Source organism: Hamadaea sp. (assembly GCF_013362815.1).
Lineage (GTDB): Bacteria > Actinomycetota > Actinomycetes > Mycobacteriales > Micromonosporaceae > Hamadaea.
Map to the genome: position 1 here is coordinate 55,720 of NZ_JABFVK010000019.1, position 25,403 is coordinate 81,122.

Sequence of the window (25,403 nt, forward strand, 5' to 3'; positions counted from 1 at the left end):
CTACCGCAAATGTCTGTGGTTCTGGTTACTCTCAGGGCATGGGCGAGGAGCGGGCCGGCGTCGCGTTGACCAACCTGGATCAATCCCTGTTCGAGGGCGCGGAGGCGACGAAACGCGATCTCGTCGCATACCTCGACGCCGTCAGCCAGCGGATTCTGCCGGTGCTGCGCGATCGGCCGCTCTCGGTGATCCGCGTCCTGCGCGGGCAGAACCCGTTCATGCAGAAGAACGTCCCCAAATACACGCCCGATTGGGTGAAGACGGTGACGCTCTGGGCGGAGTCGTCGCACCGCGAGGTGTCCTACGCGCTCTGCGACGATCTTCCGACCTTGATGTGGTTCGCCAATCAACGCGCGGTGGAATATCACCCGGCGCTGACCAGGGCACAGCGTTGGGCGTACCCGACGCATCTGATCATGGACCTGGACCCGCCCGAAGAAGGCGGTTTCGCGCAGGCGGTGACCGCCGCGCACCTGGTCCGGGAGGCGCTCGCGCAGGCCGGGATGGCGGGCGCGGTGAAGACGAGCGGCGCAAAAGGTGTGCACGTGTTCGTGCCACTGGCCGGTGAGCCCGACGCTGAGGAGGTCGCGGCGGCCACGCGCGCGGTCGCGGCCCGCGCGGAGCGGCTGGACCCGCAGGTGGCGACGACCGCGTTCATTCGCGAGGACCGTGCGGGGAAGGTCTTCCTCGACTCGACCCGCGCGGGCGGCGCGACGGTGGTCGCGGCCTATTCGCCGCGACTTCGGCCAGGCACGCCGGTGTCCTTCCCCGTCGCGTGGGATCAGCTTGATCGGGTGTCGCCCCGAGATTTCACGATACGCACAGCGGTGTCCCTGCTTGGGGACAGTGATCCGTGGGCTGAGTCGATGCCCCCGCCGCAGCAGTTGGACCCGGGGCTGGTCGAGGAGGGGCACACCATCCCGATCGCCCGTGTGCAGGCGATGCACGAGGGCAAACGGCGCGCGCGGGCTCGTCGCGCCGAATCTTGAGGTTGATGGACTACAGTCCGGTTATGCCTCAGGAAGCCGAGCTTCTCGCCGCGCGTACGCCGGCTCGGACCGAGCGTGCCGATGCCGCCCGCAACCGCCGGGCGGTGCTGGACGCGGCGGCGACCCTGTTCCGCGAACGCGGGGCGGAGTCGGTGACGATGGACGAGGTCGCCGCGAAGGCGGGGGTCGGCAAGGGCACCCTGTTCCGCCGGTTCGGTGACAAGTCCGGGCTGGCCATGGCGGTGCTGGACGAGGCCGAACGGGAGTTGCAGGAGCGCATCCTGTCCGGTCCGCCACCGTTGGGCCCCGGAGCCGCGCCCGGTCCCCGCCTCGTCGCGTTCGCCGGGGCGTACCTGGAGTTCTTGCTGGCCAACCTCGACGTCGTCCGCATGTCGGAGACCGCGTCACCGAGCGCGCGTTACCGGATCGGGGCGTACCGGTTCTGGCATCTGCACGCCCGCATCCTGCTCGAAGGCACCCCCGATCCCGATTTCGCGGCGCACGCGCTGCTCGCTTCGTTGTCGGCGGTTCATGTGTCCGCGCTGCTGACCGACCTCGATGAGGAACGCGTACGCGAAGGAGTGGCGAGACTCGCCCGCTCGTTGTTCCTCCGCTCGTAAGCTTCGGCTGTGGCGCTGAGCATATGCTTCGCCTGTGGCGCTGAGCATATGCTTCGCCTGTGGCGAAGTACTTCGACGTGCATCCGGACAACCCGCAATCGCGGTCCATCCGGCAAGTGGTGGATCTGCTGCGGGAGGACGCGCTGATCGCGTACCCGACCGACTCCTGTTACGCACTGGGCATCCAGCTCGGCAACCGGCCCGGCCTGGAGCGGATCAAGGAGATCCGGCGGCTTGACGACCGGCACCACTTCACCCTCGTGTGCCGGGACTTCGCCCAGCTCGGCCAGTTCGTGAAGATCAGCAACTCAGTGTTCCGGCTGGTCAAGGCGGCCACTCCGGGCAGCTACACGTTCATCCTCCCGGCGACCAAAGAGGTGCCGCGTCGGCTCATGCACCCGAAGAAGCAGACCGTCGGCGTACGCATCCCGGACCACCGGGTCGCCCAGGCGCTGCTCGAGGAGCTCGGTGAGCCGATCCTGTCCAGCACCCTGCTGCTGCCGGGGGAGGAGGAGCCGATGACGCAGGGTTGGGAGATCAAGGACCTCCTCGACCATCAGATCGACGCGATCATCGACTCCGGGGAGTGCGGGACGGAGCCGACGACCGTGGTGGACCTGTCCGAGGACGAACCCGAGATCCTCCGCTACGGCGCCGGGGACCCGTCGCGCTTCGAGTGACCGCTGAGGGTTCTCCCCGATGGCGAGGGCGGGCCGGGCGGGGAAGACTGGTCGGCGTGGCTGGTGCTGTCGACGACTACGTCCACGCCCTCGGTCAGCGGTTGCGCGGTCCTCGTCGCCTACGGATCGGCATGCTCACCGAGGTACGCGAGGCGCTGACCGACGCAGTGGACGCCTGTCGCGACGCCGGACTGTCCACACCGGAGGCCGAGGAGCGTGCGGTCGCGGAGTTCGGCCCGATCCCGCCGCTCGCCGAGGAGTTCCAGGAGCTGCTGGCGGCCGCCCGGGGACGGCGTACGGCGTGGCTGCTGCTCGTCGTGATCGGCATCCACCATGGACTGTCGGAGGTGCTGGGCCGGGTCAGTGCGTGGCACCAGGACTGGGGTACGGCCGCGCCGGGTCCGGCGTACCTCGTGTTCGCCCGGTTCACCGACCTCTTCGTCGAGGTCGCCCTGGTCACAGCCGTTGCCGCCGTCGTCGCGATGGGCTGGGGCACTCGCCGACTCGGGCTGCGCCTGCCGCTCGTACGCGCGACCGCCGTGCTCTCGACCGTCGTCGTGGCGGCCACCTTCGCCGCCGGTACGCTGCTCACCCTGCTCGCTCCGGCCGGTTCCGCCGTCGGGCAGCTCATCTGGATCGCGCCGTTCTCCGCCGTGCTCGTGTCCGCTCGGCGTACCTGGACCGCGGCGCGCTCGCCCGCTCCGCCGCTTGGCCTCCTCGCGCCGGATCAGGGTTCACTGTCGAATCTTGGGCCAAGATTCGACCCAGAACCCTGATCCAGCCCCGAAACGGGGCTCGCCGGATCAGGCGAGGCGGAGGACGGACTCCACCGCCGTCGTGAACTGCTGCCAGTCCTGCTTGTCGGCGGCGAGCGTACGCCGACCGGCCGCGGTCAGCTCGTAAGTGCGCCGCTGCCGCCCGGAGTCGCCGGCCCAGTCGCCCTGAATCAGCCCGGCCGTCTCGAGCCGGCGCAGTGCCGGATACAGCGAGCCGGTCGGATAACTCAGTACGCCGCCGCTGCGTACGGCGAGTTCCTGGCTGATGGCATAGCCGTGGCGCGGGCCGTCTTCGAGCACGGCCAGCAGCAACGTTTCCAGGTGCCCGCGAAAGAGGTCCTGACGCACGCAGACAGTCTACATGCGTAGGGTGTATGGTCATACCGTCTACATGTAGACCGCCTACATAAGGAGACGTCATGAAACCCCTCCGAATCCTGCTGGCAGTCGTGCTGCTGGCGACGACGTCTGCGGCCGCGGCCGGCGAACGACAAGGACTCAGCTGGTCCAGTTGCGGCCCCAAGACCGACCCGACGTCGCAGTGCACCACTTTGCGCGTACCACTGGATTGGTCGCGCCCGAATGGGCGCAAGATCGACCTGGCGGTGGCCCGGCATCCGGCCGCGGACCAGGCGCACAAGATCGGCACGTTGTTCTTCCGTCCGGGCGCGGGAGTCCTGATCGTCAACCAGGTGGCGACGCCGGCGCACGGCGGGCTGGGCCTCATGCCGGGCGTGGTCGACCGGTTCGACCTGGTGGGCATCGATTCCCGGGGCGGTGGCCTGGACTTGTCCTACGGCACCGCCGACGCGACCGTCCACAGTGCTTCGCTGGGCTGTCAGCGCGCCTTCGACGACCCGGCGGTGAGCCGATTCCCGGCGGACTTCGCCCACTATGTCCAGCTCGTCCAGCACAACCGGACCGTCGCGGCGGGCTGCGACCAGGGCCTGATCCGGAACTTCGACGCCGAGACGCAGGCGCGCGACGCCGAGGCCCTGCGCGTCGCCCTCGGTGCGGAGCAGATGACCTGGTTCGCCTGGACCTACGCGAGTCTCATCGCGCAGACCTACGCGCAGCTGTTCCCGGGCCGGATGCGGGCGCTGGTGCTCGACAGCCCACTCGATCACAGCGTGCCGACCGCGACCTACGTACGCACCCAGGTACGCACGACGGAGGAGGCGTTCAACCGGTTCGTCGCCTGGTGCGGCAGCGATCCGAGCTGTGCCCTGCATGGCGAGGACATCCCGGCGATCTACGACGAGATCATCGCCCGGGCGAATCGGGAGCCGTTCCCGGTCGCCGGGCTGGATCACGGGCTCACCGGCGAAGAAATCGGCTACCTCGTGATGTACGTGCTGGAGAACGGCACCGTCCCGGCCGGCTACGGTGGGTGGTCCGATCTGGCTTGGGCGCTGGGGAATCTGCGTACCGGTGACACGACCGGGTGGGCCGGGGCGTACGCGGGCACGCTCGCTCCCGCGTACTACCACCCTTATCGGGCGACCGGCTGTGTCGACTTCCCGCGCGACATCACCGGGTACGCCGAGTTCAAAGCGCTTCGGCGGGAGCTCGCGCAGCTCGCTCCGCACACCGGAGGAGTGTCCGACTCGTGGGACTACGTCAGCGGATGCCTAGGCTGGCCGGTTGCCTCGACGGCACCTCGACGGCCCGTGATCGTCCACAATGCACCGCCGACGTTGCTGGTGATCACTCGGCACAATCCGCTCGCTCCGTACGAGCTTGCCGTCCCGGTGGCCGGCCAGATCGAGGGAAGTTCGACGTTGGTCTATGAGGGTGATGCTCACATCGCCTACTTCAACTCTTCCTGCGTACGCGACGCTGAGCTCGCTTTCCTGACGACTGCTGCGCCGGGTACGACCAGCTGCGCCGACGGCTCCTGACCGCTTGCTCCCGACCCGGGCGAGTTGATCAGGCTTTTACGGAGTTGATCAGGGACTTACGGACACGACACGCCGATCGAGCACGCCCGAAAGTTCATGATCGCGCAGAAAGACGCAGCGAAGGCGGGCGGGGGTTAGATGGCTCCCCAGTGGAGGGACAGGCCGGTGGCGGCCCGGTCGGCGGTGATCTGCATCATGCTGCCGAGGATCGTCGCGCGGTCCGCCACTAGGGCCGTCCCGTCCGGCGCGTACGTGATCCGGTCGCTGACCAGCACCGGTGCGCCCTCGTCCTCGTCGAGGTGCCGGGCCCCGTCGGCGTCGAGCACGTCCGGCCGGATCGTCTCGGCGGCCCGGGCCACCACCACGCCCAGGTCGGCCAGGGCACCGTAGAGACTCACGGTGGTGAAATCCGTGTCGCGTAACCGTTCTGCGTGCGGCTCGCGTACCCAGGAGATTTGATGAATGGCGCGGCGACCGGCGAACGCGCGGACCCGTTCCAGCCGCAAGCCGGTCTCGGTCTCGCGAACCCGCAGCCGCGCCGCGATGCGAGCGGGCACGCGGCGCTGCGCGCGAGAGATCACCGTGGTGCGGACCTCGTGGCCCTGCTCGCGCAGATCGTCGGCGAAGCTCCGCAAAGATCCCAGCTGGTACGCCAAATGGGGCGGTGCGACAAAGGTGCCTTTGCCCGGCTGCTGGACGATCAGCCCTTCGGCGCTCAGCTCGCGCAGGGCCTGCCGCAGCGTCATGAGAGTGACGCCGTACGCCTGGCTCAACTCGCGTTGGGCGGGCAGCGCCTCGCCGGGGGTGTAGTGGCCGTCGCGGATCTTCGCCGACAAGTCTTCCGCGATCTCCCGATACCGCGCCACTTTCCTCCTCCCAGGTTGGCTGCAGATCACGGTTATGCATGTCTCAACCGGCTGGTTTGGCATGCGTAACCGTGATCTGCTGCTTGCCCGAGGATCATCGCACGTCGAGCGCGGCGCGCAGCGACCCCACGAACGCGCCGACCTCGGTGGGACCGGCGCCGTCGAGGACGCGCCGCATCACCGCCGCGCCGACGATGACCCCGTCGGCCACCGATGCCGCCTCGGCGGCCTGAGCCGGGCTGGAGATGCCGAAGCCGATCAGCACGGGCAGGTCGGTGACCTGCTTGAGCCGGGCGGCGAGGGTGGCGGCGGAGGGTGCGAGGCGGTCGCGTTCGCCGGTGGTGCCCATGATCGAGACGGCGTAGACGAAGCCCTGGCTGCGCCGCCCGATCTCGGCCAGCCGGTCGTCCGGGGTGGCGGGGGAGGCGAGCAGGCTGACCGCGATGCCCGGGACCTGGAGCTGATCCACCTCGTCCAGGGGCAGGTCGGGCACGATCAGCCCGGTGACCCCGGCGGCGGTGAGAGCTTCGCCGAATCCCTTCCGCAGCGCGAGGTTGGCGTACGTGCTCGCGATGATCGGCACGCTGGTCCGCGCTTGAGCCAGGTCGTCGAGGATCGAGGCGGGCGTCGCTCCCCGGGTGAGCGCGGCGTCCGAAGCCTCCTGAATGGTCGGACCGTCCACAGTGGGGTCGGAGAACGGCAGTCCCAGCTCGATCTGGTCGGCTCCGGCGTCCTCGAACGCCCGCAGGTACGCCGTCCACCCAGGCGCGACTCCGCCGGTGAGGTACGGCATGAGCAGCTTCGTCACAGCTGCGCCTCCTCGATCAGGGTGGTGATGTCCTTGTCGCCCCGGCCCGAGAGCGTCACGAGAACGGTCGAGCCTGCGGGAAGCTCCGAGGTTCCGGCGGCACGGAGGACCCAGGCCAGCGCGTGCGCCGATTCGATGGCGGGCAGGATGCCCTCGGCCCGGGCGAGCCGCACGGCCGCCGCGATCGCCTCGTCGTCGGCGACCGTCACATAGCGGGCGCGTCCGAGATCGCGCAGGTACGCGTGTTCCGGCCCGACGCCGGGGTAGTCCAGTCCGGCCGCGATCGAGTGCGCTTCCTGAATCTGACCGTGCTCGTCTTGAAGGAACAGCGACCGGAAGCCGTGCAGTACGCCGATCGCCCCGTGCGAAGCGCCGGAACCGCCCGCCGCCTCGACCCCGATCAGCTGGGCGGAGGTGTCGACGAACCCGGCGAACGTGCCCGCCGCGTTGCTGCCGCCGCCGACGCAGGCGACGACGTAGTCCGGAACGGCGCTGGGCAGGTCCGCCGCGCACTGCCGGCGTGCCTCGTCACCGATGACGCGCTGGAACTCCCGCACCATCGTCGGATAGGGATGTGGGCCGATGACTGAACCGACGCAGTAGTACGCCTCGTCGGCGTCGGTGACCCAGTGGCGCATCGCTTCACTGGTCGCGTCTTTGAGCGTACGGCTGCCGGCGGTGACGCTCACGACCTCCGCGCCGAGCAGTCGCATCCGGAAGACGTTGTGCGCCTGCCGTTCGATGTCCCGCTCGCCCATGAAGACCTTCACCGGCAGGCCGAGCAACGCCCCGGCGGTGGCGGTCGCGACGCCGTGCATGCCCGCGCCCGTCTCCGCGATCAGCCGCGTACGCCCCATGCGGCGGGCCAGCAACGCCTGCCCGAGCACATTGTTGATCTTGTGTGAGCCCGTGTGCGTCAAGTCCTCCCGTTTGAGCAGCACGGTCACGCCGAGTTCGGCCGACAGCCGCAGAGCCGGCGTCAGCGGGGTGGGGCGTCCGGCGTACGCCGACAGCAGCGCGGCGAGGTTGCCGCGGAACCCGGGATCGGCCCACGCCTCCGCGAACGCTTCGGCGACCGCCTGGCAGGCGGGGATCAGCGACTCGGGGACGTAGCGCCCGCCGTATCCTCGCTCGCCGAAGCGGCCGGGGGCGGACGTGGCCGCAGCTGTTATAGAACTCATGAAACAGTTATAGAACAGTTGAGCGCGTGCCCGCAAGCCGGTAGGTTCTGCGCGTGATCTATCGGCTGTACGCCCAGCGCCTGCGCGCCCGCCTGCGACCCGAGCAGCTGCCCCGACACGTCGCGGTCGTGATGGACGGCAACCGCCGCTGGGCCAAGCAGCAGGGGTTCGACAACCCGAACATCGGCCACCGCTACGGCGCCGAGCATCTGGACGAGCTGCTGGACTGGTGTGCCGGGCTCGGCATCCCGAACGTGACGGTGTACGTCTGCTCGGGCGACAACCTGCGTAAACGCGACTCCGACCAGGTGACCCACCTGATGCGGATGATCGAGGAGGTCGTCGCCGAGCGGCTGCGCCACCCCGACGGTCAATGGCGGCTGCACGTCGCCGGTCGCCTCGACGACGTGCCTGCCTCGACGCGTGCCGCGCTCAAGCGGGCGGTCGACGAGACCCGGGATCGGGAAGCGCCCCTCGACCTCACGATCGCCATCGGCTACGACGGCCGCGAAGAGATCGTCGACGCCGTACGCTCCCTGATCGACTTGCAGTCCCGGCTCGGAGTGACCGCCGAGGAACTCGCGGAACGGATCAGTCCGGAGGACATCGCCGCTCACCTCTACACGAGCGGCCTGCCCGATCCGGACCTGGTCATCCGGACCAGCGGCGAGATCCGGCTCTCCGGCTTCCTCATCTGGCAGGCGGCGTACTCCGAGCTGTACTTCTGCGACGTGTACTGGCCCGGGTTCCGGTACATCGACTTCCTGCGGGCCCTTCGGTCGTACGCACGGCGGCAGCGGCGCTTCGGCGCCTGACCGCATTCGGGCGGCTCGGGCGCGCTCACGAGCTACGCGGGGGCGAGCGCCCGAGCAAGACGGGCGAACGCGCGTACCGGAGCGGGCGAGTCCACGAAGGACAAGATCCGGTCGGCGCACTCACGCGGGCTCAGTTTGCTCGTGTCGACCTCGACGTCGTACTCGGCGTGGCGATGCACCAGCGGGTAGTGGGACTCCGCCTTGCCGATCGGGCGGTCGCCGCGGGCAGCCTCCCGCCGCTGGAGCTCCGGCAGCGGGCAGTAGACCTTGACGAACACCACGTCGGCCGGGAACAGCTCCACACATTCCCGCAACCACTCCGGGCGGCGAAGGACGTGGTCCAGCACGACGTCGTTGCCGGCCCACGCCATCCCGGCAGCGGCCCGGTGGTAGCCCCCGGCCAGCCGCTGGAGCGTCTCCTCCAGCTCTTCCGGGGTCATCGGGCGCTGGTGGCGCATCGAGTTCAGGGCGTCGACCGGCATGAAGTAGTAGGGCCGGTCGAGCAGCGGCAACAGCTCTCGGGCGATGCTCGACTTGCCGGCGCTCGAGGTGCCGTTGAGCAGGATGATCTGGCCGATGCGCGGGGGCTCCATGATCACGACCCTACAACTGCTACGTTGCAAGGAGTCCGTCAAGGGAGGGGATCCGATGGCCGAGCAGCCCGTCGACCGTCGTGTACGCGTACTCGGCCGGCCGGTCGACGAGTATCCGGAGGTCCCGCCGGAGGCGGAGCGGGGCGCGGCGCTCCGGGTGACCGTCGTCGGCGAGGAGATCCTGCACCGGCCCTGCCGCGACGTGACCGAGTTCGGTTCGCCGGAGCTGACGAAGCTCATCGACGACATGTTCGCCACGCAGCTCGTGGCCCAGGGCGTCGGCCTGGCGGCCAACCAGGTCGACGTGGACCTGCGGTTGTTCGTCTACGACTGCCCCGACGACGACGGCGTACGCCATGTGGGGCACGTGTGCAATCCGGTGCTGGACGAGCTGCCCCCGGCCGAGCGGCGGTTGGTCGAACACGACGAGGGTTGCCTGTCCGTCCCAGGCCCGTACGCCCCCGTCTCCCGGCCGGATCACGCGATCGTGCGCGGTCAGGACAAGGACGGCAATCCGCTGGTCCTCGAGGGCTTCGGCTACTTCGCGCGCTGCTTGCAGCACGAGACCGACCACCTCAACGGCAAGCTCTACATCGACCGCCTCGGCAGCCGCCAGCGCAAATCGGTCCTCAAGGAGATGGAGCAGCGCAAGGAAGAGGTCTTCGCGCGCCGGGCCGAAAAAGCCGCCACTTTGGGCAAGTGACCGTGTAGAGAACGGGGCTTCGGCTCCGACCCGCTCGTGAACCGTTCACGAGAGGGGAAAGACGATGCACGAGGTGACGCAGCGAGCCGGCTGGCGCGAATGGGCCGGTCTCGGCGTACTCGGGCTGCCGACGCTGCTGGTCTCCATCGACGTCTTCGTGATGTTGCTGGCCCTGCCGCACATCTCGGAGGCGCTCGGCGCGACGAGTGCCCAGCAGCTCTGGATCATGGACATCTACGGCTTCATGCTGTCCGGCTTCATGATCACCATGGGTACGCTCGGCGACCGCATAGGGCGGCGCAAACTACTGCTGATCGGCTCGGCCGCCTTCGGTCTCGCCTCGGTGCTGGCCGCGTTCTCGACCAGCCCACTGGCGCTGATCGCCGCCCGCGCGCTGCTCGGCGTGGCCGGCTCCACGCTCGCGCCCTGTGCGTTGGCGCTGATCACGGCGATGTTCCGCGATCCGAAACAGCGTGGTCTCGCGATCGGGCTCTGGCTGGTCTGCTTCATGGGCGGGGCGGCCGTCGGTCCCGTCGTCGGCGGCGTACTGCTGGAGAACTTCTGGTGGGGCTCGGTGTTCCTGCTCGGCGTACCGGCAATGCTTCTGCTCATGATCCTCGGGCCGCTGATCCTGCCCGAGCACCGCGACGAGGCCGCGGGCCGGCTGGACTTCCTCAGCGTCGCGTTGTCCCTGGCCGCGATCCTGCCGATCGTCTACGGGCTCAAAGAACTGGCCCGCGTGGGCGCCGAGCCGGCCCCGTTTCTCGCGCTCGCGGGTGGGTTGTTCTTCGGCATCATTTTCGTACGCAGGCAGCAGCGACTCGACGACCCGCTGCTGGATCTGCGGCTGTTCGGAAACCGTGCGTTCAGCACGGCTCTGGGCTGCATGTTCGCCGGGACGATGCTGATGGGCGCGCTGATGATGTTCATCTCGCAGCACCTGCAACTCGTCGGCGGGCTCTCCCCGTTGCGAGCCGGGCTGTGGATGCTGCCAGGAGTCGCCGCGTCAGGGATCGCGTTCCTGGTCTCCCCGTTGCTGGCTCGGCGATTCCGGCCCGCGTACCTGATCGGCGGGGGCATCGGGCTGTCGTGCATCGGGTTGCTCGTCCTGACGCAGGTGCCGGCGCACTCCGCGCCCGCCCTGGTCGCGACGGGGTTCGCGCTGACGAACCTGGGCGCGGGCCCGTTCGTCACCCTCGGCACCGACCTGGTCGTGGGCAACGCCCCGGCGGCGAAGGCGGGCTCGGCGGCGGCGCTCAACGAGACCAGCGGCGAGTTCGGCTTCGCGCTCGGCATCGCAGTGCTCGGCAGTCTGGCGACGGCGATCTACCGCTCGTCCACTCCGCCGGCCGCCGGTGAGACCCTGGCGGACGCGGTGCTCGGCGGGGACAACTCGGTGATCGCCGCAGCTCGGGCCGCCTTTGTGACCGGTATGCACCTGGCCGCCGGGCTGAGTGCGCTGATCCTCGCCGGAGTGGCGGTCGCCGTCGTCGTCCTGCTGCGCCCCGCTACGCGCTAGCCCTTCGGGCTGCGCCGCGTCAGCCCGTTCGGGCCCCGCGTCAGCCCCCTTGGGCTGCAGATCACGGATATGCATGCTTCCCGAGCCCTCGGAAGCATGCATATCCGTGATCCCGCGCGGGCGCAGGGGTCCGGCGCGGGCGCAGCGGGGTCCGGCGGGCACGCCGCAGGGGTAGGGTGCGAGCGTGATCAAACTCGGCGCCGTCTTCCTTCCCCAGTGGGCCCCCGAGCGGTTGCGCCCGATCGCCGAGGCGGCCGACGAGGCGGGCCTGGACGAGTTGTGGCTGTGGGAGGACTGCTTCTGGGAGAGCGGCATCGCGACGGCGTCGGCCGCGCTGGCCTGGACCTCCCAGCTGAAGGTCGGCGTCGGGCTGCTCCCGGTGCCGTTGCGCAACGTCGCGATCACCGCGATGGAGGTCGCCACGCTGCATCGGTTGTTCCCGGAGCGCGTACAGGTCGGGATCGGGCACGGCGTCCAGGATTGGATGGCCCAAGTCGGGGCCAAGGTCGACTCGCCCGTCACGTTGCTGCGGGAGTACCTCGATGCGCTGAAAGCGTTGCTGCGCGGGGAAACCGTCACGACGCACGGCCGCTACGTCCACCTCGACGACGTCAAACTCGTGTGGCCGCCCGCCGAGGCCCCGATCTTCGTCGGCGCGGTCGGACCCAAGACGCTGCGTCTGGCCGGGGCGGCCGCCGACGGCACCATCCTCACAGGTGGGACGACCCCGACGCGTACGCGGGAAGCCCGGCAGCTGATCGGGGCCGACGACAAGCCGGTGGTGGTCTACCTCCATGCGGCGACCGGCCCCGACGCCCGCGTACGCCTGGAGGCCGAACGAGTCCGCTGGGGCTACGAGTCGCTCGACGACGTGGCGGTCTACGGCGACGCCGAGGCGATCGCGGCCGGCGTACGCCGGTGGGCCGACGCGGGAGTGACGACGGTGGTGCTGCAGCCGACGCACGACGACCCCGACCCGGAAGGGTTCGTCCGGTTCATCGCGCGCGACGTCCGGAATGCTGCTCTCTGATCAACTCGGTGTCAGCAGCGCCTTCTCCACCGCCGCCCACATCCGGCGCTGCATCTTCGCGGGATCGTCGAGTGCGCCCGGCTCGTCGAGGAGCATCTGCAACGCCGCCGACACCGCGCCGATGAACGCCCCGACCGTCGCGGCCGCCTCCACCAGGTTCAGCTCGTCGGCGTACGCCCGATGCAGGTGAGCGGCGATCTCCAGCTGGGAGTCCAGCTGCACCTGCAACGCCCGGCCCCGGACGGCCGGAGTGGAGTGCATCAACTGCAGCCGTAGCTGGGCCATCGTGCCGACCATCTCGGTGTTGCCCGTATTGACCTCGTGCAAGGTCCGGATCAGCACTTCGACCGGGCGTTCGCCCGGCTGCCGGTTCTCGATGGCGGCGATCGCCGCGGCCACCCGCAGGTCGGCCTCGGGAAACAGCAACTCTTCCTTGCTGGCGAAGTAGCTGAAGAACGTACGCGTGCCGATGTCTGCGGCCGCCGCGATGTCGGCGATCGTCGTGCCGTCGTACCCGCGCTCCGCGAACAACTCCGTAGCGGCGTCGATGATCGCCTGCCGGGTTCGGGCGCGTTTGCGTTCTCGCAGCGTCTCCATGCCGACAGCGTACTGCATCGAACGCGGATCTGCACTAAGCGCGAAACTGCACTGTTGCAATTCTGCACTGAGTGCAGTTATGGTTCTGGGCATGACTAACCGAACCGTTCTGATCTCCGGTGCCGGCGTGGCCGGGCCGACCCTCGCGTACTGGCTGGCCCGGCACGGCTACCGGCCCACGGTCGTGGAGCGCGCCCAGGGCATGCGCTCCAGCGGCAACCCGATCGACGTCCGGGGACCGGCCATGGCGGTGGCTCACCGGATGGGCATCGTCCCGGCGCTTCAGGCGAAGGCGACCGCGGTCACCGAGCTGACCTTCCTCAATGCGGCGGGCCGGCGGGTCGGCCGGATGCCGATGCCGCCGCAGACGGAGTCGATCGAGCTGCCCCGGATGGATCTGGCGACGGTGCTGCTGGACGCTGCCCGCGACGACGCCGAGTTCGTCTTCGGCGACTCGATCTCCACGCTCCAGCCCGATGCGGACGGTGTCGATGTCACCTTCGACCACGGCGAGCCGCGCCGATTCGACCTGGTCGTCGGGGCCGACGGCGTGCACTCGTGGACCCGGCGGCTTGTCTTCGGCGACGAGAGTCAGTTCGTGGAGCAGCTGGGCCTGTGGGTTGCCACGCTGGCGATCGACGGTCTCGGCCTCGATCCCCGGCAGGTGCTGATGTACAACGAACCGGGCCGGGCCCTGTCGCTGCATCCGGGCAGCGGCAAGCCGATCGCCGCCTTCATCTGGCGTTCGCCCGCCGACCCCGGTTACGACTATCGCGACACCGCCGATCACAAGCGGCGGCTCGCCGAGGCGTACGCCGGTGGCGGATGGCGGATTCCGGAGATGCTGCGGCACGCCGGTGAGACCGACGACCTCTACTTCGACGCGGTCAGCCGGGTCAGCCTGGAGCGCTGGTCGGCCGGCCGAGTGGTGTTGCTCGGTGACGCCGCTTCCTCGGTGTCGCTGTTCGGCGACGGGTCCACCTTGGCGATGGCGGGCGCGGCGACACTGGCCGACGCACTGGCGGCGCACCCGGCCGACCACGAGACGGCGTTCCGGGCGTACGAGGCGGCGCATCGGAAGCTGGTCGAGCCGAAGCAGAACGGCGTCGGTCAGGCGTCGAAGCTGCTCATCCCGTCGACACGACTGGGCATCGGCGTACGCAACGCCGCGTCGAACGTCCTCGCCGCGATCAGGAGGTGACCCGCAGGGCGGAGGTGGAAGGGGAGGGGTGGCGGGCGGCGGCGCGGACGGCCTCGCGGGACAGCCACACCGGCACCATGTCCCCGGGCATCGGCCGGGCCATCAGGTACCCCTGAGCCAGCGTGCAGCCCGTGGCGGCGAGCATCTGGCGGGTGTACTCGTTCTCGACGCCCTCGGCCACCGACCGCAGGCCGAGGGCGCGGGCCAACTCCACAGTGGAGCGTACGATCGCCGCGTCGTCGCTGTTGCGAGCCATTCCGCCGACGAACGACTGGTCGATCTTGATCTCACTCAGCGGCAGCTTCCGCAGGTGTTGCAGCGACGAGTATCCGGTCCCGAAGTCGTCGAGGGCCACCCCGACGCCCAGCTCGGCGAGCCGCTCAACGGTGCTGTGCGCCCGGGCGGCATCCGACATCAGGGCGCTCTCGGTGATCTCGATCTGGATCAGCTCCGGCGGTACGCCGTACACCGCGAGCCGGCGGGCCAGCTGGTCGACGATCTCGCCGCCGTGCAGGTCACGAGCGCTGACGTTGAGCGAGGCGCGCAGGTCGAGACCCTGCGACCGCCATTGCGCCACCTGCTGGACGACTTCGTCTATCACCCGCGTGGTGAGTAGTTGCATGACCGCGGTGTGCTCGGCGACCTGCAAGAGCTCGGCGGTGGGCACCGGTCCGCGGCGGGGATGCCGCCAGCGCAGCAGCGCCTCGACGCCGATCGGCTCGCCGGTGGTCAGCGAGACCTGCGGCTGATAGTGCAGGGTCACCTGCTCGCGCTCGGTCTCCAGGGCCTGCCGGAAATCGGTGAGCAGGCCGAGCTGGTGCGGGCTGGTGTGCCCGGACGACGGGTCGTAGACGGCGGCGGTGTCGCCGCGGCGCTTCGCCTCGTACATCGCGAGGTCGGCGTGCCGCATCAAGGTCGCGAAGTCTTCGCCGTGCTGCGGGTAGACGGCGATCCCGACCGATCCAGTGATGTCGATGGGCAGGCCGTCCAGGCGCAGCGGCTCGGCGAGCGCGGCCAGCAGCCGTCCCGCGACGACTTCGGCCTGGCTGACGTCGTGCAGGTTGGTGGCCAGTATCGCGAACTCGTCGCCGCCGAGCCGCCCGATCACCCCCTCGATCGGCTCCTCCCGCTGGAGTCGTTGCGCGACCGAGACCAGCAGGCGGTCGCCCACCTCGTGCCCCAGGGCGTCGTTGACGTGCTTGAACCGGTCCAGGTCCAGCATCAGCAGGGCGACGTGCGGCGCCTCGCGGGTCGCGATCATGTCGGTGAACCGGTGCTGCAACGCCCGCCGATTCGCCAGGCCGGTCAGCGGGTCGACCCGGGCCACCCGGGCACGCTCGGCCGACAGCCGCGCCATCCGCTGGACGGCGTACAGGGGGACGAAGATCAGCAGCACGAACGCCGCGTTCACGTGCGCGGCCACCGCCAGCACCGGGCTCAGCATCAACAGCGACGCCTTGAACAAGGTCTGATAAGGCAAGGTCTCGGTCACCCGGCGAGCGCGGGCCGGTCCCAGCCGCAGGCGGGCCGCGATCCAGGTCATCAAGTTGTACGCCAAGAGCCAGGCCAGCGCCGATCCGGCGATGGTGAGGGCGTCCTCGATGCGGTCCGAAATCGTCGACCTGTGAAAGGGGTCGGGATCGCCGATCACGACGACGAGGTACGCAGCACCGAGGGCGACTGCGTACTCCGCGGCGACGAGCATCGCTTGTCTCAGAGTGTGCTTGAGTTTGCCCGCCACCACGATGACCGAGAGCGTCTGCGCGACGATCGCTGGTCCGAGTCCCCAGCACAGGAGGATGGCGAAGCTGAAACACAGGCTGGGACAGACGACCGCGGTGTAGAGGCGGTCGCCTGCGACGAACGCGGAGGCGGCGGCCAGCACGGCGAGCCCGGTCATCATCCAGCAGGCCGGCTTGTGCGCGTACGCCCAACCGGCCTGGCCGGCCTGAGTCGCAAGAAGTGTGGCCGCCGTCCCGACGACCACCACGACGAACCAACCGTAGAGCCGAGGTCGCGCGGGACGCCGGTTCCTGGGCATGGTCAGCGCTACCACCGATCCGACTCCCCCCGGCGAGCTGCCCAACATGTCCGCAAAGCGTAGCTCAGCCGATGCGTACACAATAGTGGCAATTATTCGGACAGTTTCCCTTGTAATGCGACGGCGCCGGACCTTTCACCAAGGCCCGGCGCCGTACTCCTCCTCCCACCGGAGGGCTTGATCACAAGGGGGATCGGGGGAAGGCGATCACACCCTCGTGAGCCGTACGGCATCGGCGATGACATAGCCGGTGCCCGAGGTCCACCGGCTGACCGCGACGGCGTTGTAGTCGCCCGCGTTGAAGGTGTACGTCCCGAGGTTGACCCATGTCCCGCCGTTGGCCTGCTGGCTTATGTTGACGCTTTGATTGCCCGAGGCGGTCACCATGACGAAGGGTGTCGAATTGTTGTAGCCGGACAGGGCCGGATACCACGTCTCCACTTTGTACGTCGCGGTCGCCGGGATGTTGAACTTGTACCAGGCGGCGTCGGAGATCGCCTGCGGGTTGGCGAAGCGGTAGTCCGCGCCGTAGCGCTGGGCGGAGTAGCTCGACGTGCCCCAGTTGGCCGACGCGGTGAACCGGTCGGCGGTGGTGTTGTCCACGACCTGCTGCCAGGACGGCGGCGTCGAACCGTTCACATAGGACATGAAGGTCGTCCAGTTCCAGTAGGAACCGGGGTCGGTGTGCGTCGCGCCGGGCACCTCGTTGTGGCCGATGATGTGCGACCGGTCCTTCGGGATGCCGTACTTGTCGCACAGGTAGCGGACCAGGTTCGCCGACGCCTGGTACATCGCGGCGCTGGTCCAGTTCGGGTCGTCGATGTAGCCCTCGTGCTCGATGCCGATCGACTGGGTGTTGTAGGTCCAGTTTCCGGCGTGCCAGGCGATGTCTTTGTCCCGGACCGTCTGGGTCACCGCGCCGCCCTTGGACACGACGTAGTGCGCGCTGACGCCGGCCGACGGGTTCTGGAACCAGTTGATCGTGCCGGAGTACGACCCCTGCGCGGTGTGGATGACGATGTAGTTGATCGGGTAGCTGCTTTCGCGGCTGGACGCGGTGTAGTTGCTGGTGCTGGCCGGGACCCACGCCGCCGGGGGATAGTCGGTGCTCGCGTGGGCGACGCCGGGGGACACCAGAATGGTGCCGAGGCCGACGGCGAGAGTGCCGACGGCGGTTGCCGCGCGGCGAAGTAGAGACATGGGGGCCACAAGTCCTCCTGGGGGTAGGCCCTAGCGGGGTAGGCCGGAGCTTGCATCGGTGTTGAGAAATACTCAGACACTTCGAAGTTCTCTGTCAAGGCTTAACGAGAACTTCTCATAGGGCGTGAGTGATTAACGGCAGATTTCCGGACGGTATGGTGTCGAGGAATCGCCTACGGCTCCGACCCCCTCGCGAGAACGCCGGGCGACGGCGTACGCGAGAACGAGGAGAGATCATGAAGTATCTGCTGATCATCACGATGAACCCGACCGTGTTCGAGACACTGTCCGAGGCCGACCGGGAAGCGGTGTTCGCCGGGCACGACGCCCTGATCAAGGAGCTGAACGAGACGGGGGAGATGGTCGGGTTCGCCGCACTGGCCGATCCGTCGGCCACCAAGACCGTCCGCGTACGCGACGGCGTGCCGGCCGTCACCGACGGTCCCTACCTCGAGGCGAAGGAGTTCCTGGCGGGGTACTACGTCGTGGACTGCGAGACGCCGGAGCGGGCCGCCGCACTGGCCGCCAAGATCCCGGACGCGACTTTCAGCGCCATCGAGGTCCGGCCGGTCATGGAGTCCGCCGGGCTGGAGATGTGACCGGCTGCCCGTGAGCCTGCCGAAAGCCGTCGAGGACCTGTTGCGCCAGCTGACGCCGCAGGTCCTCGGCGTGGTCGCGCGCCGCTACGGCGACTTCACCGAGGCGGAGGACGCCGTCCAGGAGGCCCTGCTGGCGGCTGCGCTGCAATGGCCGGAGCAGGGCGTACCGGAGAATCCGAAGGCGTGGCTGGTGACGGTCGCGTCGCGCCGGATGACCGATCAGATCCGCAGGGCGTCGGCTCGCCGGCGGCGCGAGGAGACGGTGTACGCCCGCTCGCCCGCCGACGAGCTGGTCGCGACGGCCGCCGACGAGGTGACCGAGGACCGCGACGACACCCTGACGCTGCTGCTGTTGTGCTGCCATCCGGCGCTCTCGCCGCCATCGCAGTTGGCGCTGACGCTGCGGGCGGTCGGCGGTCTGACCACCGCGGAGATCGCCGGGGCGTTCTTCGTGCCGGAGGCGACCATGGCTCAGCGCATCAGCCGGGCCAAGCAGAAGATCGCCGCATCGGGCGGGACCTTCGAGTCACCGCCACCGCAAGACGTGCCGGAGCGCATGCGCGTCGTGCTCCACGTGCTCTACCTGATGTTCAACGAGGGGTACGCCGCTTCCTCCGGCCCGCACCTGCTCCGGGCCGAGCTGACCGGCGAGGCGATCCGGCTGACTCGGGAGGTGCACCGGCTGCGCCCCGACGACGGCGAAGTCGCCGGGCTGCTCGCGTTGATGCTGCTCACCGACGCTCGGCGCGGTGCGCGTACGGGGGTCGACGGTGATCTGATCCCGTTGGCCGAACAGGACCGCGGCCAGTGGGACGCCGAGCGCGTCGCGGAGGGCATCGACCTCGTCACGCGTACGCTCGCCGCCGCCCGGATCGGGCCGTATCAGGTGCAGGCCGCGATCGCGGCGGTCCACGCGGAGGCGTCCCGCGCCGAGGACACCGACTGGCCGCAGATCCTGTCGCTGTACCAGTTGCTCGATCGGCTCGCCCCGAACCCCGTCGTCACCCTCAACCAGGCGGTCGCCCTCGCCATGGTGCACGGACCCGAGGCGGGCCTGGCGTTGCTGGACTCCCTCGCCGGAGACGATCGGCTGACCGGGCATCATCGGCTGTACGCCGTCCGCGCGCACCTGCTGGAAATGGCCGGCGACGTCGACGGCGCGCTTTCGGCGTACCAGTTGGCCTCGAAACGAACGACGAGCCTGCCGGAGCGCCGCTATCTGGCTTCCCGCGCGGCTCGCCTCGCCCGCTGAGCCGGGCGTTTCCCGAAGCTCGGGCCGGGTAATCGACGGACCGTGACCGATGTGCAGCCGCCACCACCTGACGCCGGACCGTCGGGGCCGACGAAGCTGGGCGGCGGGCGTCTGCTCGCCGCGCTGAAACGCGTGGTCCGGGAGTTCTCCGACGACAACCTGACGGTGTGGGCCGCGGCGCTGACCTACTACGGTGTGCTGTCGTTGTTCCCCGGGCTGCTGGCGCTGGTCGCCGGACTGGGCCTGATCAGCGAGGATGCCTTCCAGCGCATGCTGACCCAGGTGTTGCCGCTGATCCCGGCGGGCGCGCGGGACATCGTGACCGGAGCCGCCGACACGGTACGCCAAGGCCAGGGGCATGCGGGTGTGGCGGCTGTGCTGGGTGTCCTGGTGGCGATCTGGTCGGCGTCGGGCTACGTCGGCGCGTTCATGCAGGCCTCGAACGTCATCTACGACGTACGCGAAGGCCGTCCGATCTGGAAGACGCTGCCGATCCGGCTCGCGGTGACGATCGTGATCGGCGTGCTGCTCATCGCGAGCATCCTCATCGTGGTGCTCAGCGGGCAGGTGGCGACCCGGCTCGGCGAGGTGCTCGGGCTGGGTTCGGCCACCGTGACCGCCTGGAACATCGCGAAGTGGCCGGTGCTGGTGGTCCTGGTGGCGCTGATGTTCGCGATCCTCTACTGGGCCTCGCCCAACGCGCGTCAAGGTGGCTTCCGGTGGATCAGCCCGGGTGGGTTCCTCGCGGTGGTGCTCTGGATCGGCGCGTCCGTCCTGTTCGGACTGTATGCCGCGAACTTCGGGTCCTACAACAAGACCTACGGGACGCTGGGCGGTGTCGTGATCTTCCTCGTCTGGCTGTGGCTCAGCAATCTGGCCATCCTCGTCGGCGCTGAGCTCGACGCCGAGCTGGAGCGCGGCCGGGCCATCGCCGCCGGGCATCCGGCCGACAAGGAGCCCTATCTTCAGCTGCGCGACACCCGCAAACTCCGCTGACCTGCTTTCTTTATTGCTTATATTGACTGCCTTACGAAGTGGGCAATAGCCTTCAGTCGATCGTTCGGTTCCTGCCGTCCCACCGGAAGGATTACCCCCAATGAACGTTCGGCTTCGACGCGGGCTGGCCATGGTGGCCGCCGGCGTCCTGACTCTCGGCGTCGTGCCCGCCCGCCCGGCGGACGCCGCCGGGCCCTCGTATCGCGACTCCCGGCTGCCGGTCGGCGTACGGGTCCAAGATCTGCTGGCCCGCATGACGCTGGCGGAGAAGATCGGCCAGATGACCCAGGCCGAGCGGGGTGCCGTGGCGGCCGACCCGACGCTGATCGCCCAGTGGCAGCTGGGCTCGGTGCTGTCTGGCGGCGGCTCCACGCCGGCTAGCAACACGCCGCAGGCATGGGTCGAGATGGTCAACCAGTTCCAGACCCAGGCGCTGAGTACGCGGCTGGGCATACCGATGATCTATGGGATCGACGCCGTGCACGGGCACGGCAACGTCTACGGCGCCACCGTCTTCCCGCACAACATCGGGCTCGGCGCGACCCGGGATCCGGCGCTGGTGGAACGGATCGGGCACGCCAACGCCGAGGAGGTCCGGGCGACCGGCATCCCGTGGAGCTTCTCGCCGTGCATCTGCGTCACCCGGGACGAGCGCTGGGGCCGGTCCTACGAGGCATTCGGTGAGGACCCGGCTCTGGTGGTGCGAATGGGCACGATCATCGACGGACAGCAGGGCCACTCGGTGTCCCAGTTGGACGATCACGATCGGGTGCTGTCGACCGCCAAGCACTTCGCCGGTGATGGCGACACCGAGTACGACGCCGCCGTGGCGGCGGCCAACGAGGGCCAGCCCTGGTGGGCGCAGAAGTACACCATTGATCAAGGTGTCACCGTCACGAGCCGGTCGGACTTCGCGAAGATCGATCTCGCGCCCTACGTGGTGGCCGTCGGCAAGTACGACGTGGGCACGGTCATGCCGTCGTTCTCCAGCGTGGACTGGACCGAGGACGGCGTCGGCAACCCGCTCAAGATGCATGCCCACCAGGAGCTGATCACCGGCCATCTCAAGGGCCAGCTCGGCTTCGACGGGTTCGTGATCTCCGACTGGGAGGGCATCCACCAGATCCCCGACCCGGCCGACCCGGGCAACGGCGGGCTCACCGCCTACAAGGTGCGTACCGGGGTCAACGCGGGCATCGACATGTTCATGGAGCCCAACAGCGCACTCCAGTTCGAGCAGCTGCTGCTGGCCGAGGTGACCGCCGGAAACGTCGCGATGAGCCGCATCGACGACGCGGTCTCGCGCATCCTGCGGAAGAAGTTCGAGCTCGGCCTGTTCGAGCACCCGTACGCCGGCCTCGACGACATCTCGCAGGTCGGCAGCGACGCTCACCGGGCGCTGGCCCGTCAGGCCGTCGCGGAGTCCCAGGTGCTCCTGAAGAACTCCGGGCACGCGCTGCCGCTGCGCCCGTCGGCGAAGGTGTACGTGGCCGGGCGCAACGCCGACGACATCGGCAACCAGGCCGGCGGCTGGACCATCAGCTGGCAGGGCAACTCCGGGGCGAACATCCCCGGGACGACGATCCTCCAGGGCATACGCTCGATCGCCTCGGACGTCACCTACAGCGCGGACGCCTCAGTGCCGGTCGGTGACGCGCAGGTCGGCGTGGTGGTCGTCGGCGAGACCCCGTACGCCGAGGGCTATGGCGACGTCGGCGGCCCCGAATGCGGCTGGTGCACGGTTCCGCAGCAGGAGGAGAAGTCACTGTCGTTGCAGCCCGCTGACAAAGCCGTCATCGACAAGGTGTGCGCCGCCGTCCCGACCTGCGTCGTCGTGCTCGTCTCGGGGCGTACGCAGATCGTCACCGACCAGCTCGGCGAGATGGACGCCCTCGTCGCGGGGTGGTTGCCGGGCAGCGAAGGCGGCGGCGTGGCGGACGTCCTCTTCGGACGCAAGCCGTTCACCGGGCGGCTGCCGGTGACCTGGCCCGCCTCGGCCGGCCAGGTCCCGATCAACGTCGGCGACGCCGCCTACGAACCACTGTTCCCGTACGGCTGGGGACTGCGTACGGCGCCACCGGAGGATGCTCTCGACGCGCTGCGGGCCGTCGCGCAGAACGCGGTGGTCGCCGGGCGGGCCCGGCCCGGGTGGCAGAAGCTCATGGCCGACGCCGAGCACGCGGCTCAGTCCGGGGACACGCTGACCGCGGTGCGGCTACTCGCTCGCGTTCCGCGTTAACGGTCGCCCCCGGCTGGATCAGGGTTCTGGGTCGAATCTTGGGACAAGATTCGACCCAGAACCCTGATCCAGCGCGCTTTCCGCCACGGACGGGCTAACGGAGGAGGGAGTCGAGGAGGTCGTTGCGGAACTTGCCCCGCGGGTCGAGTTCGCGGGTCAACGCGGCGAACTCGCCCAACCGCGGATACAGCTCGGCCAGCCGTTCCGGCGGCGTGCCGTAGACCTTGCCCCAGTGCGGGCGGGCGGCGTACGGGGCGAGGCGTTCCTCGATCAGCGTCAGGACCGGCTCGACCGCAACCGCGTCGGGTTTCCAGGTGAAGTGGATCGCCACGCTGTCCCGGCCGGACGCGGGACTCAGCCAGAGCTCGTCGGCGGCGATCGCGCGGATCTCCGAGATGTGCAGCACGGGCGCGATCCGCTCCCGGATCTCGGCGATCGCATCCAGCGCCTCCACGGCGCGATCGGCCGGGACGAAGTACTCCGACTGCAGTTCGTCGCCGTTGCTCGGGGTGAACTCCAGCCGGAAGTGTGGCAGCCGCTCGTGCCACGGCCCCGGTACGCCGAGTTGCGGCGTACACCACTCGGCGGGGCCGCCCGGGATCGGATGCCGGGGTCCGTCCGCCCGGACTGCGTCGAAGAGTTCCAGGGCGGGTTCACCGACGGACTTCACCCAGACCTGATCGACCGCGTCACCGGTCCAGGAGGTGAAGAGGCTGACGCTGTACGCCGAGCGCATGATCTCGGTGAAGTGCGCCCGGACGGCCGGACCGGGCAGGTTCTCGAAGACCGTCTGGCTCACCTCGTACGCCGGCCGCACCCGGAGGGTCAGGGCGGCGACGACGCCGAGCGCGCCCAACGCCACCACCGAACCGGGGAACCTATCGTCCCCTTCGGACAGTTCGACGATCGACCCGTCCGCGGTGACCAGCTCCACCGCGGCCACCTCGGCCGAGAGGCTGCGATTGCCCGCACCGGAACCGTGGGTGCCGGTGGACACCGCGCCGGCCACCGAGATGTGCGGTAACGACGCCAGATTGCTCAAGGCGTACCCGTTGGTCCAAAGGAATCGGGAGAGTTCGCCATAGCGGACGCCGGCCGAGACGCGGACCTTGCCGGCAGCGGTGTCGATCTCCATGACCACGGGCAGCGCGGCCGGGCTGATCAGCTCGCCGGAGGTGTCGGCGAGCCGGTTGAACGAGTGGCCGGTGCCGAGCGGTCGTACGCGTTCCGCCCGCGCGACCGCCTCGCGCAGCTCGGCGAGGCTGCTCGGCCGGTGGAGAGCGCGCGCGGAGTAGGTCACGTTGCCGGCCCAGTTGGTGATCACCCGGACAGCCTACTGGGGTGATGTATTTCGATTCGATAACGCCGACGTCGTCGTGCGCACCGACATCGGCGGTCATCGCGCTTTGAGGACGGCCGGAGACACCGGCTTTCCGTCAGAAATGTGGTGATGCTTGTGAAGGCACGCAGAACCCTCGTCTTGGGCCTGACCCTGCTGCTGGCCGGGTTCGGCACCGCCGCCCCGGCAGCCGGACACGACGAGGGACCGCCGCCGCCTCCCACGGGGGAGAGCCCCACGACCACCTCGAACATGCACCTGCTCGCGCACGTGAACCCGGGACCGGGGACGAACGCCGACGTCTACGGTCATCGGGGGTACGCCTACCTGGCGAGCTGGTCCGGCTGGAACTGCTTCAGCAACGGCGTACGCGTCTACGACCTGCGCGATCCCGCCCGGCCGCAGCACGTCTCCACCTTCGGCGACGCCGCGTCCGAGCCGTCGCTGGCCGGCACGTGGACCGAGAAGGTCGTCGTCCAGCGGGTCGACACGCCGTCGTATCACGGTGACGTCGCCGTGGTCACCTTCCAGACGTGCGGCTCACACGACGACGTCGCGTTCCGGGGCTTCGCGCTCTACGACGTGACCGACCCGGCGCACCCCACACCGCTGGCTCGCTATGCGACGCCGGGCGCGCGTGGTTCGCACGAGATCTGGCTCGGCGCGCACGGTGGGAAAGCGTACGTCTACACCGCGGTGCTGCGTTCGGAATGGACCAGCTCGCCCACGTACGACCCCGCGACCAACACCGCGACGACGCCCGGCCGCGCGGACTTCCGCATCGTCGACATCACCGACCCCCGGCACCCGGCCGACGTCGGCGAGTGGGGCGCGTGGAAAGAACTCGGGGTGGTCCCGGTGGAGAACCCCGCCTCGCCCTACTCGGGCAAACAGAACTTCACTCATTCGGTACGCGTGGACGAGCGGTTGACCACCGCGTACCTGTCCTATTGGGACCTGGGCACGGTGATCCTGGACATCCGGGATCCGGCCCACCCGCGATACCTCGGCAAGACCGATCCGGAGCAGGGCGCGACCCATTCCTCGGTGCTGTCGCCGGACGGGAAGACCCTGATCGAGACGCACGAGACGCTCGGCGGCCTCCCGATGATCTACGACGTCAGCGATCCGCGTCATCCGGTGGAGCTGGCGCACTTCGACATCCCCGGTGGCGAGGAGAACAGCGTGCACGACCCCAAACTTCGGGGCGGCCGGGCGTACTTCTCCTGGTACGCGCTCGGGGTCGTGGTCGCCGACGTCTCCCGGCCTTCGTCGCCGAAGTTCCTGGGGCAGTTCGTCCCCGACGACTGGACGCCGAACCCGGACTACTGCGACTACGAAGGCGGGTGCTCGGAGATCTGGGGCGTTTACGTCATGGACGACCTGATTCTGGCTTCTGACATGAACAACGGGCTTTACGTCCTGCGGATGGCCTGACGCGCGGTTCTATTTTGTGCG

Annotated in this window: 24 protein-coding genes; 15 read left to right on the forward strand and 9 right to left on the reverse strand. The window is 69.1% G+C overall.

What is annotated here, in order from left to right; genetic code table 11:
• Positions 1-38 precede the first annotated feature (38 nt).
• The 4 genes from ligD to HOV77_RS11780 are packed head-to-tail and all read left to right on the forward strand — an operon-like array spanning position 39 to position 3,065.
• Complete coding sequence (gene ligD, locus HOV77_RS11765) at positions 39-989, forward strand: non-homologous end-joining DNA ligase (RefSeq protein ID WP_290861314.1); 951 nt, start codon at positions 39-41, stop codon at positions 987-989.
• A 23-nt stretch (positions 990-1,012) separates the two neighbouring features.
• Positions 1,013-1,609, forward strand: coding sequence for a TetR/AcrR family transcriptional regulator (locus tag HOV77_RS11770; RefSeq protein WP_290861316.1), 597 nt, complete (start codon positions 1,013-1,015; stop codon positions 1,607-1,609).
• A gap of 59 nt (positions 1,610-1,668) precedes the next feature.
• Positions 1,669-2,289, forward strand: coding sequence for an L-threonylcarbamoyladenylate synthase (locus tag HOV77_RS11775; RefSeq protein ID WP_290861318.1), 621 nt, complete (start codon positions 1,669-1,671; stop codon positions 2,287-2,289).
• A 56-nt stretch (positions 2,290-2,345) separates the two neighbouring features.
• Positions 2,346-3,065, forward strand: a complete 720-nt coding sequence (locus HOV77_RS11780) for a permease prefix domain 1-containing protein (protein WP_290861320.1) — start codon at positions 2,346-2,348, stop codon at positions 3,063-3,065.
• A 27-nt stretch (positions 3,066-3,092) separates the two neighbouring features.
• On the opposite strand, the gene HOV77_RS11785 is transcribed toward HOV77_RS11780, so the two are convergent.
• On the reverse strand, positions 3,093-3,413 hold the full coding sequence (locus HOV77_RS11785) for a helix-turn-helix transcriptional regulator (RefSeq protein WP_290861322.1): 321 nt from the start codon (positions 3,411-3,413) through the stop codon (positions 3,093-3,095).
• A 71-nt stretch (positions 3,414-3,484) separates the two neighbouring features.
• On the opposite strand from HOV77_RS11785, the gene HOV77_RS11790 reads away from it, so the two are divergent.
• Positions 3,485-4,966: an alpha/beta fold hydrolase gene (locus HOV77_RS11790; protein ID WP_290861324.1), complete on the forward strand. Its 1,482-nt coding sequence runs from the start codon at positions 3,485-3,487 to the stop codon at positions 4,964-4,966.
• Between the two features lie 134 nt (positions 4,967-5,100).
• On the opposite strand, the gene HOV77_RS11795 is transcribed toward HOV77_RS11790, so the two are convergent.
• From HOV77_RS11795 to trpB, 3 genes are all read right to left on the reverse strand, one after another.
• Complete coding sequence (locus tag HOV77_RS11795) at positions 5,101-5,832, reverse strand: GntR family transcriptional regulator (RefSeq protein WP_290861326.1); 732 nt, start codon at positions 5,830-5,832, stop codon at positions 5,101-5,103.
• Between the two features lie 94 nt (positions 5,833-5,926).
• A complete protein-coding gene (gene trpA / locus HOV77_RS11800) occupies positions 5,927-6,640 on the reverse strand; it encodes a tryptophan synthase subunit alpha (protein ID WP_363260073.1) in 714 nt (237 codons plus the stop codon).
• A complete protein-coding gene (gene trpB / locus HOV77_RS11805; RefSeq protein WP_290861328.1) occupies positions 6,637-7,821 on the reverse strand; it encodes a tryptophan synthase subunit beta in 1,185 nt (394 codons plus the stop codon). Before trpB ends, trpA begins: the two co-directional genes overlap by 4 nt.
• A 47-nt stretch (positions 7,822-7,868) precedes the next feature.
• Here trpB and uppS point away from each other — a divergent pair, with 47 nt between their 5' ends.
• A complete protein-coding gene (uppS, locus tag HOV77_RS11810) occupies positions 7,869-8,636 on the forward strand; it encodes a polyprenyl diphosphate synthase (RefSeq protein WP_290861505.1) in 768 nt (255 codons plus the stop codon).
• Between the two features lie 32 nt (positions 8,637-8,668).
• Here the strand turns inward: uppS and HOV77_RS11815 are convergent, their stop codons facing one another.
• Positions 8,669-9,229 carry an AAA family ATPase gene (locus HOV77_RS11815; protein ID WP_290861330.1) on the reverse strand — a complete coding sequence of 187 codons (561 nt, stop codon included), beginning with the start codon at positions 9,227-9,229 and terminating at the stop codon, positions 8,669-8,671.
• Positions 9,230-9,284: 55 nt separating this feature from the next.
• Here HOV77_RS11815 and def point away from each other — a divergent pair, with 55 nt between their 5' ends.
• The 3 genes from def to HOV77_RS11830 all read left to right on the forward strand — a co-directional run bounded on the left by def (position 9,285) and on the right by HOV77_RS11830 (position 12,481).
• Positions 9,285-9,932, forward strand: a complete 648-nt coding sequence (gene def / locus HOV77_RS11820; protein ID WP_290861332.1) for a peptide deformylase — start codon at positions 9,285-9,287, stop codon at positions 9,930-9,932.
• Positions 9,933-9,996: 64 nt separating this feature from the next.
• The gene (locus HOV77_RS11825; RefSeq protein WP_290861334.1) at positions 9,997-11,451 is read left to right on the forward strand and encodes an MFS transporter; all 1,455 of its coding nucleotides are present in this window, start codon (positions 9,997-9,999) and stop codon (positions 11,449-11,451) included.
• A 184-nt stretch (positions 11,452-11,635) separates the two neighbouring features.
• A complete protein-coding gene (locus tag HOV77_RS11830; protein WP_290861336.1) occupies positions 11,636-12,481 on the forward strand; it encodes an LLM class flavin-dependent oxidoreductase in 846 nt (281 codons plus the stop codon).
• On the opposite strand, the gene HOV77_RS11835 is transcribed toward HOV77_RS11830, so the two are convergent.
• Positions 12,482-13,078, reverse strand: a complete 597-nt coding sequence (locus tag HOV77_RS11835) for a TetR/AcrR family transcriptional regulator (RefSeq protein WP_290861338.1) — start codon at positions 13,076-13,078, stop codon at positions 12,482-12,484.
• 91 nt (positions 13,079-13,169) lie between these two features.
• Here HOV77_RS11835 and HOV77_RS11840 point away from each other — a divergent pair, with 91 nt between their 5' ends.
• Positions 13,170-14,279 (forward strand): FAD-dependent monooxygenase, encoded by a 1,110-nt coding sequence (locus HOV77_RS11840; protein WP_290861340.1) that lies wholly within the window; start codon positions 13,170-13,172, stop codon positions 14,277-14,279.
• Here HOV77_RS11840 and HOV77_RS11845 read toward each other — a convergent pair.
• Positions 14,269-16,368 carry an EAL domain-containing protein gene (locus tag HOV77_RS11845; RefSeq protein WP_290861342.1) on the reverse strand — a complete coding sequence of 700 codons (2,100 nt, stop codon included), beginning with the start codon at positions 16,366-16,368 and terminating at the stop codon, positions 14,269-14,271. The genes HOV77_RS11840 and HOV77_RS11845 overlap by 11 nt on opposite strands.
• A gap of 159 nt (positions 16,369-16,527) precedes the next feature.
• Entirely contained in the window at positions 16,528-17,520 is a 993-nt protein-coding gene (locus HOV77_RS11850; protein WP_290861344.1) for an N-acetylmuramoyl-L-alanine amidase, read from the reverse strand.
• A 236-nt stretch (positions 17,521-17,756) separates the two neighbouring features.
• On the opposite strand from HOV77_RS11850, the gene HOV77_RS11855 reads away from it, so the two are divergent.
• The 4 genes from HOV77_RS11855 (at position 17,757) to HOV77_RS11870 (ending at position 22,606) form a co-directional block, all read left to right on the forward strand.
• Positions 17,757-18,119: a YciI family protein gene (locus tag HOV77_RS11855; protein WP_290861346.1), complete on the forward strand. Its 363-nt coding sequence runs from the start codon at positions 17,757-17,759 to the stop codon at positions 18,117-18,119.
• Positions 18,120-18,129: 10 nt separating this feature from the next.
• Positions 18,130-19,371, forward strand: coding sequence for a sigma-70 family RNA polymerase sigma factor (locus tag HOV77_RS11860; RefSeq protein ID WP_290861348.1), 1,242 nt, complete (start codon positions 18,130-18,132; stop codon positions 19,369-19,371).
• Positions 19,372-19,413: 42 nt separating this feature from the next.
• The gene (locus HOV77_RS11865; RefSeq protein ID WP_290861350.1) at positions 19,414-20,367 is read left to right on the forward strand and encodes a YihY/virulence factor BrkB family protein; all 954 of its coding nucleotides are present in this window, start codon (positions 19,414-19,416) and stop codon (positions 20,365-20,367) included.
• 100 nt (positions 20,368-20,467) lie between these two features.
• A complete protein-coding gene (locus HOV77_RS11870) occupies positions 20,468-22,606 on the forward strand; it encodes a glycoside hydrolase family 3 protein (protein WP_290861352.1) in 2,139 nt (712 codons plus the stop codon).
• A gap of 94 nt (positions 22,607-22,700) precedes the next feature.
• On the opposite strand, the gene HOV77_RS11875 is transcribed toward HOV77_RS11870, so the two are convergent.
• The gene (locus HOV77_RS11875; RefSeq protein WP_290861354.1) at positions 22,701-23,930 is read right to left on the reverse strand and encodes an FAD-binding protein; all 1,230 of its coding nucleotides are present in this window, start codon (positions 23,928-23,930) and stop codon (positions 22,701-22,703) included.
• 132 nt (positions 23,931-24,062) lie between these two features.
• Here HOV77_RS11875 and HOV77_RS11880 point away from each other — a divergent pair, with 132 nt between their 5' ends.
• The gene (locus HOV77_RS11880) at positions 24,063-25,382 is read left to right on the forward strand and encodes a hypothetical protein (RefSeq protein ID WP_290861356.1); all 1,320 of its coding nucleotides are present in this window, start codon (positions 24,063-24,065) and stop codon (positions 25,380-25,382) included.
• Positions 25,383-25,403: the final 21 nt, after the last annotated feature.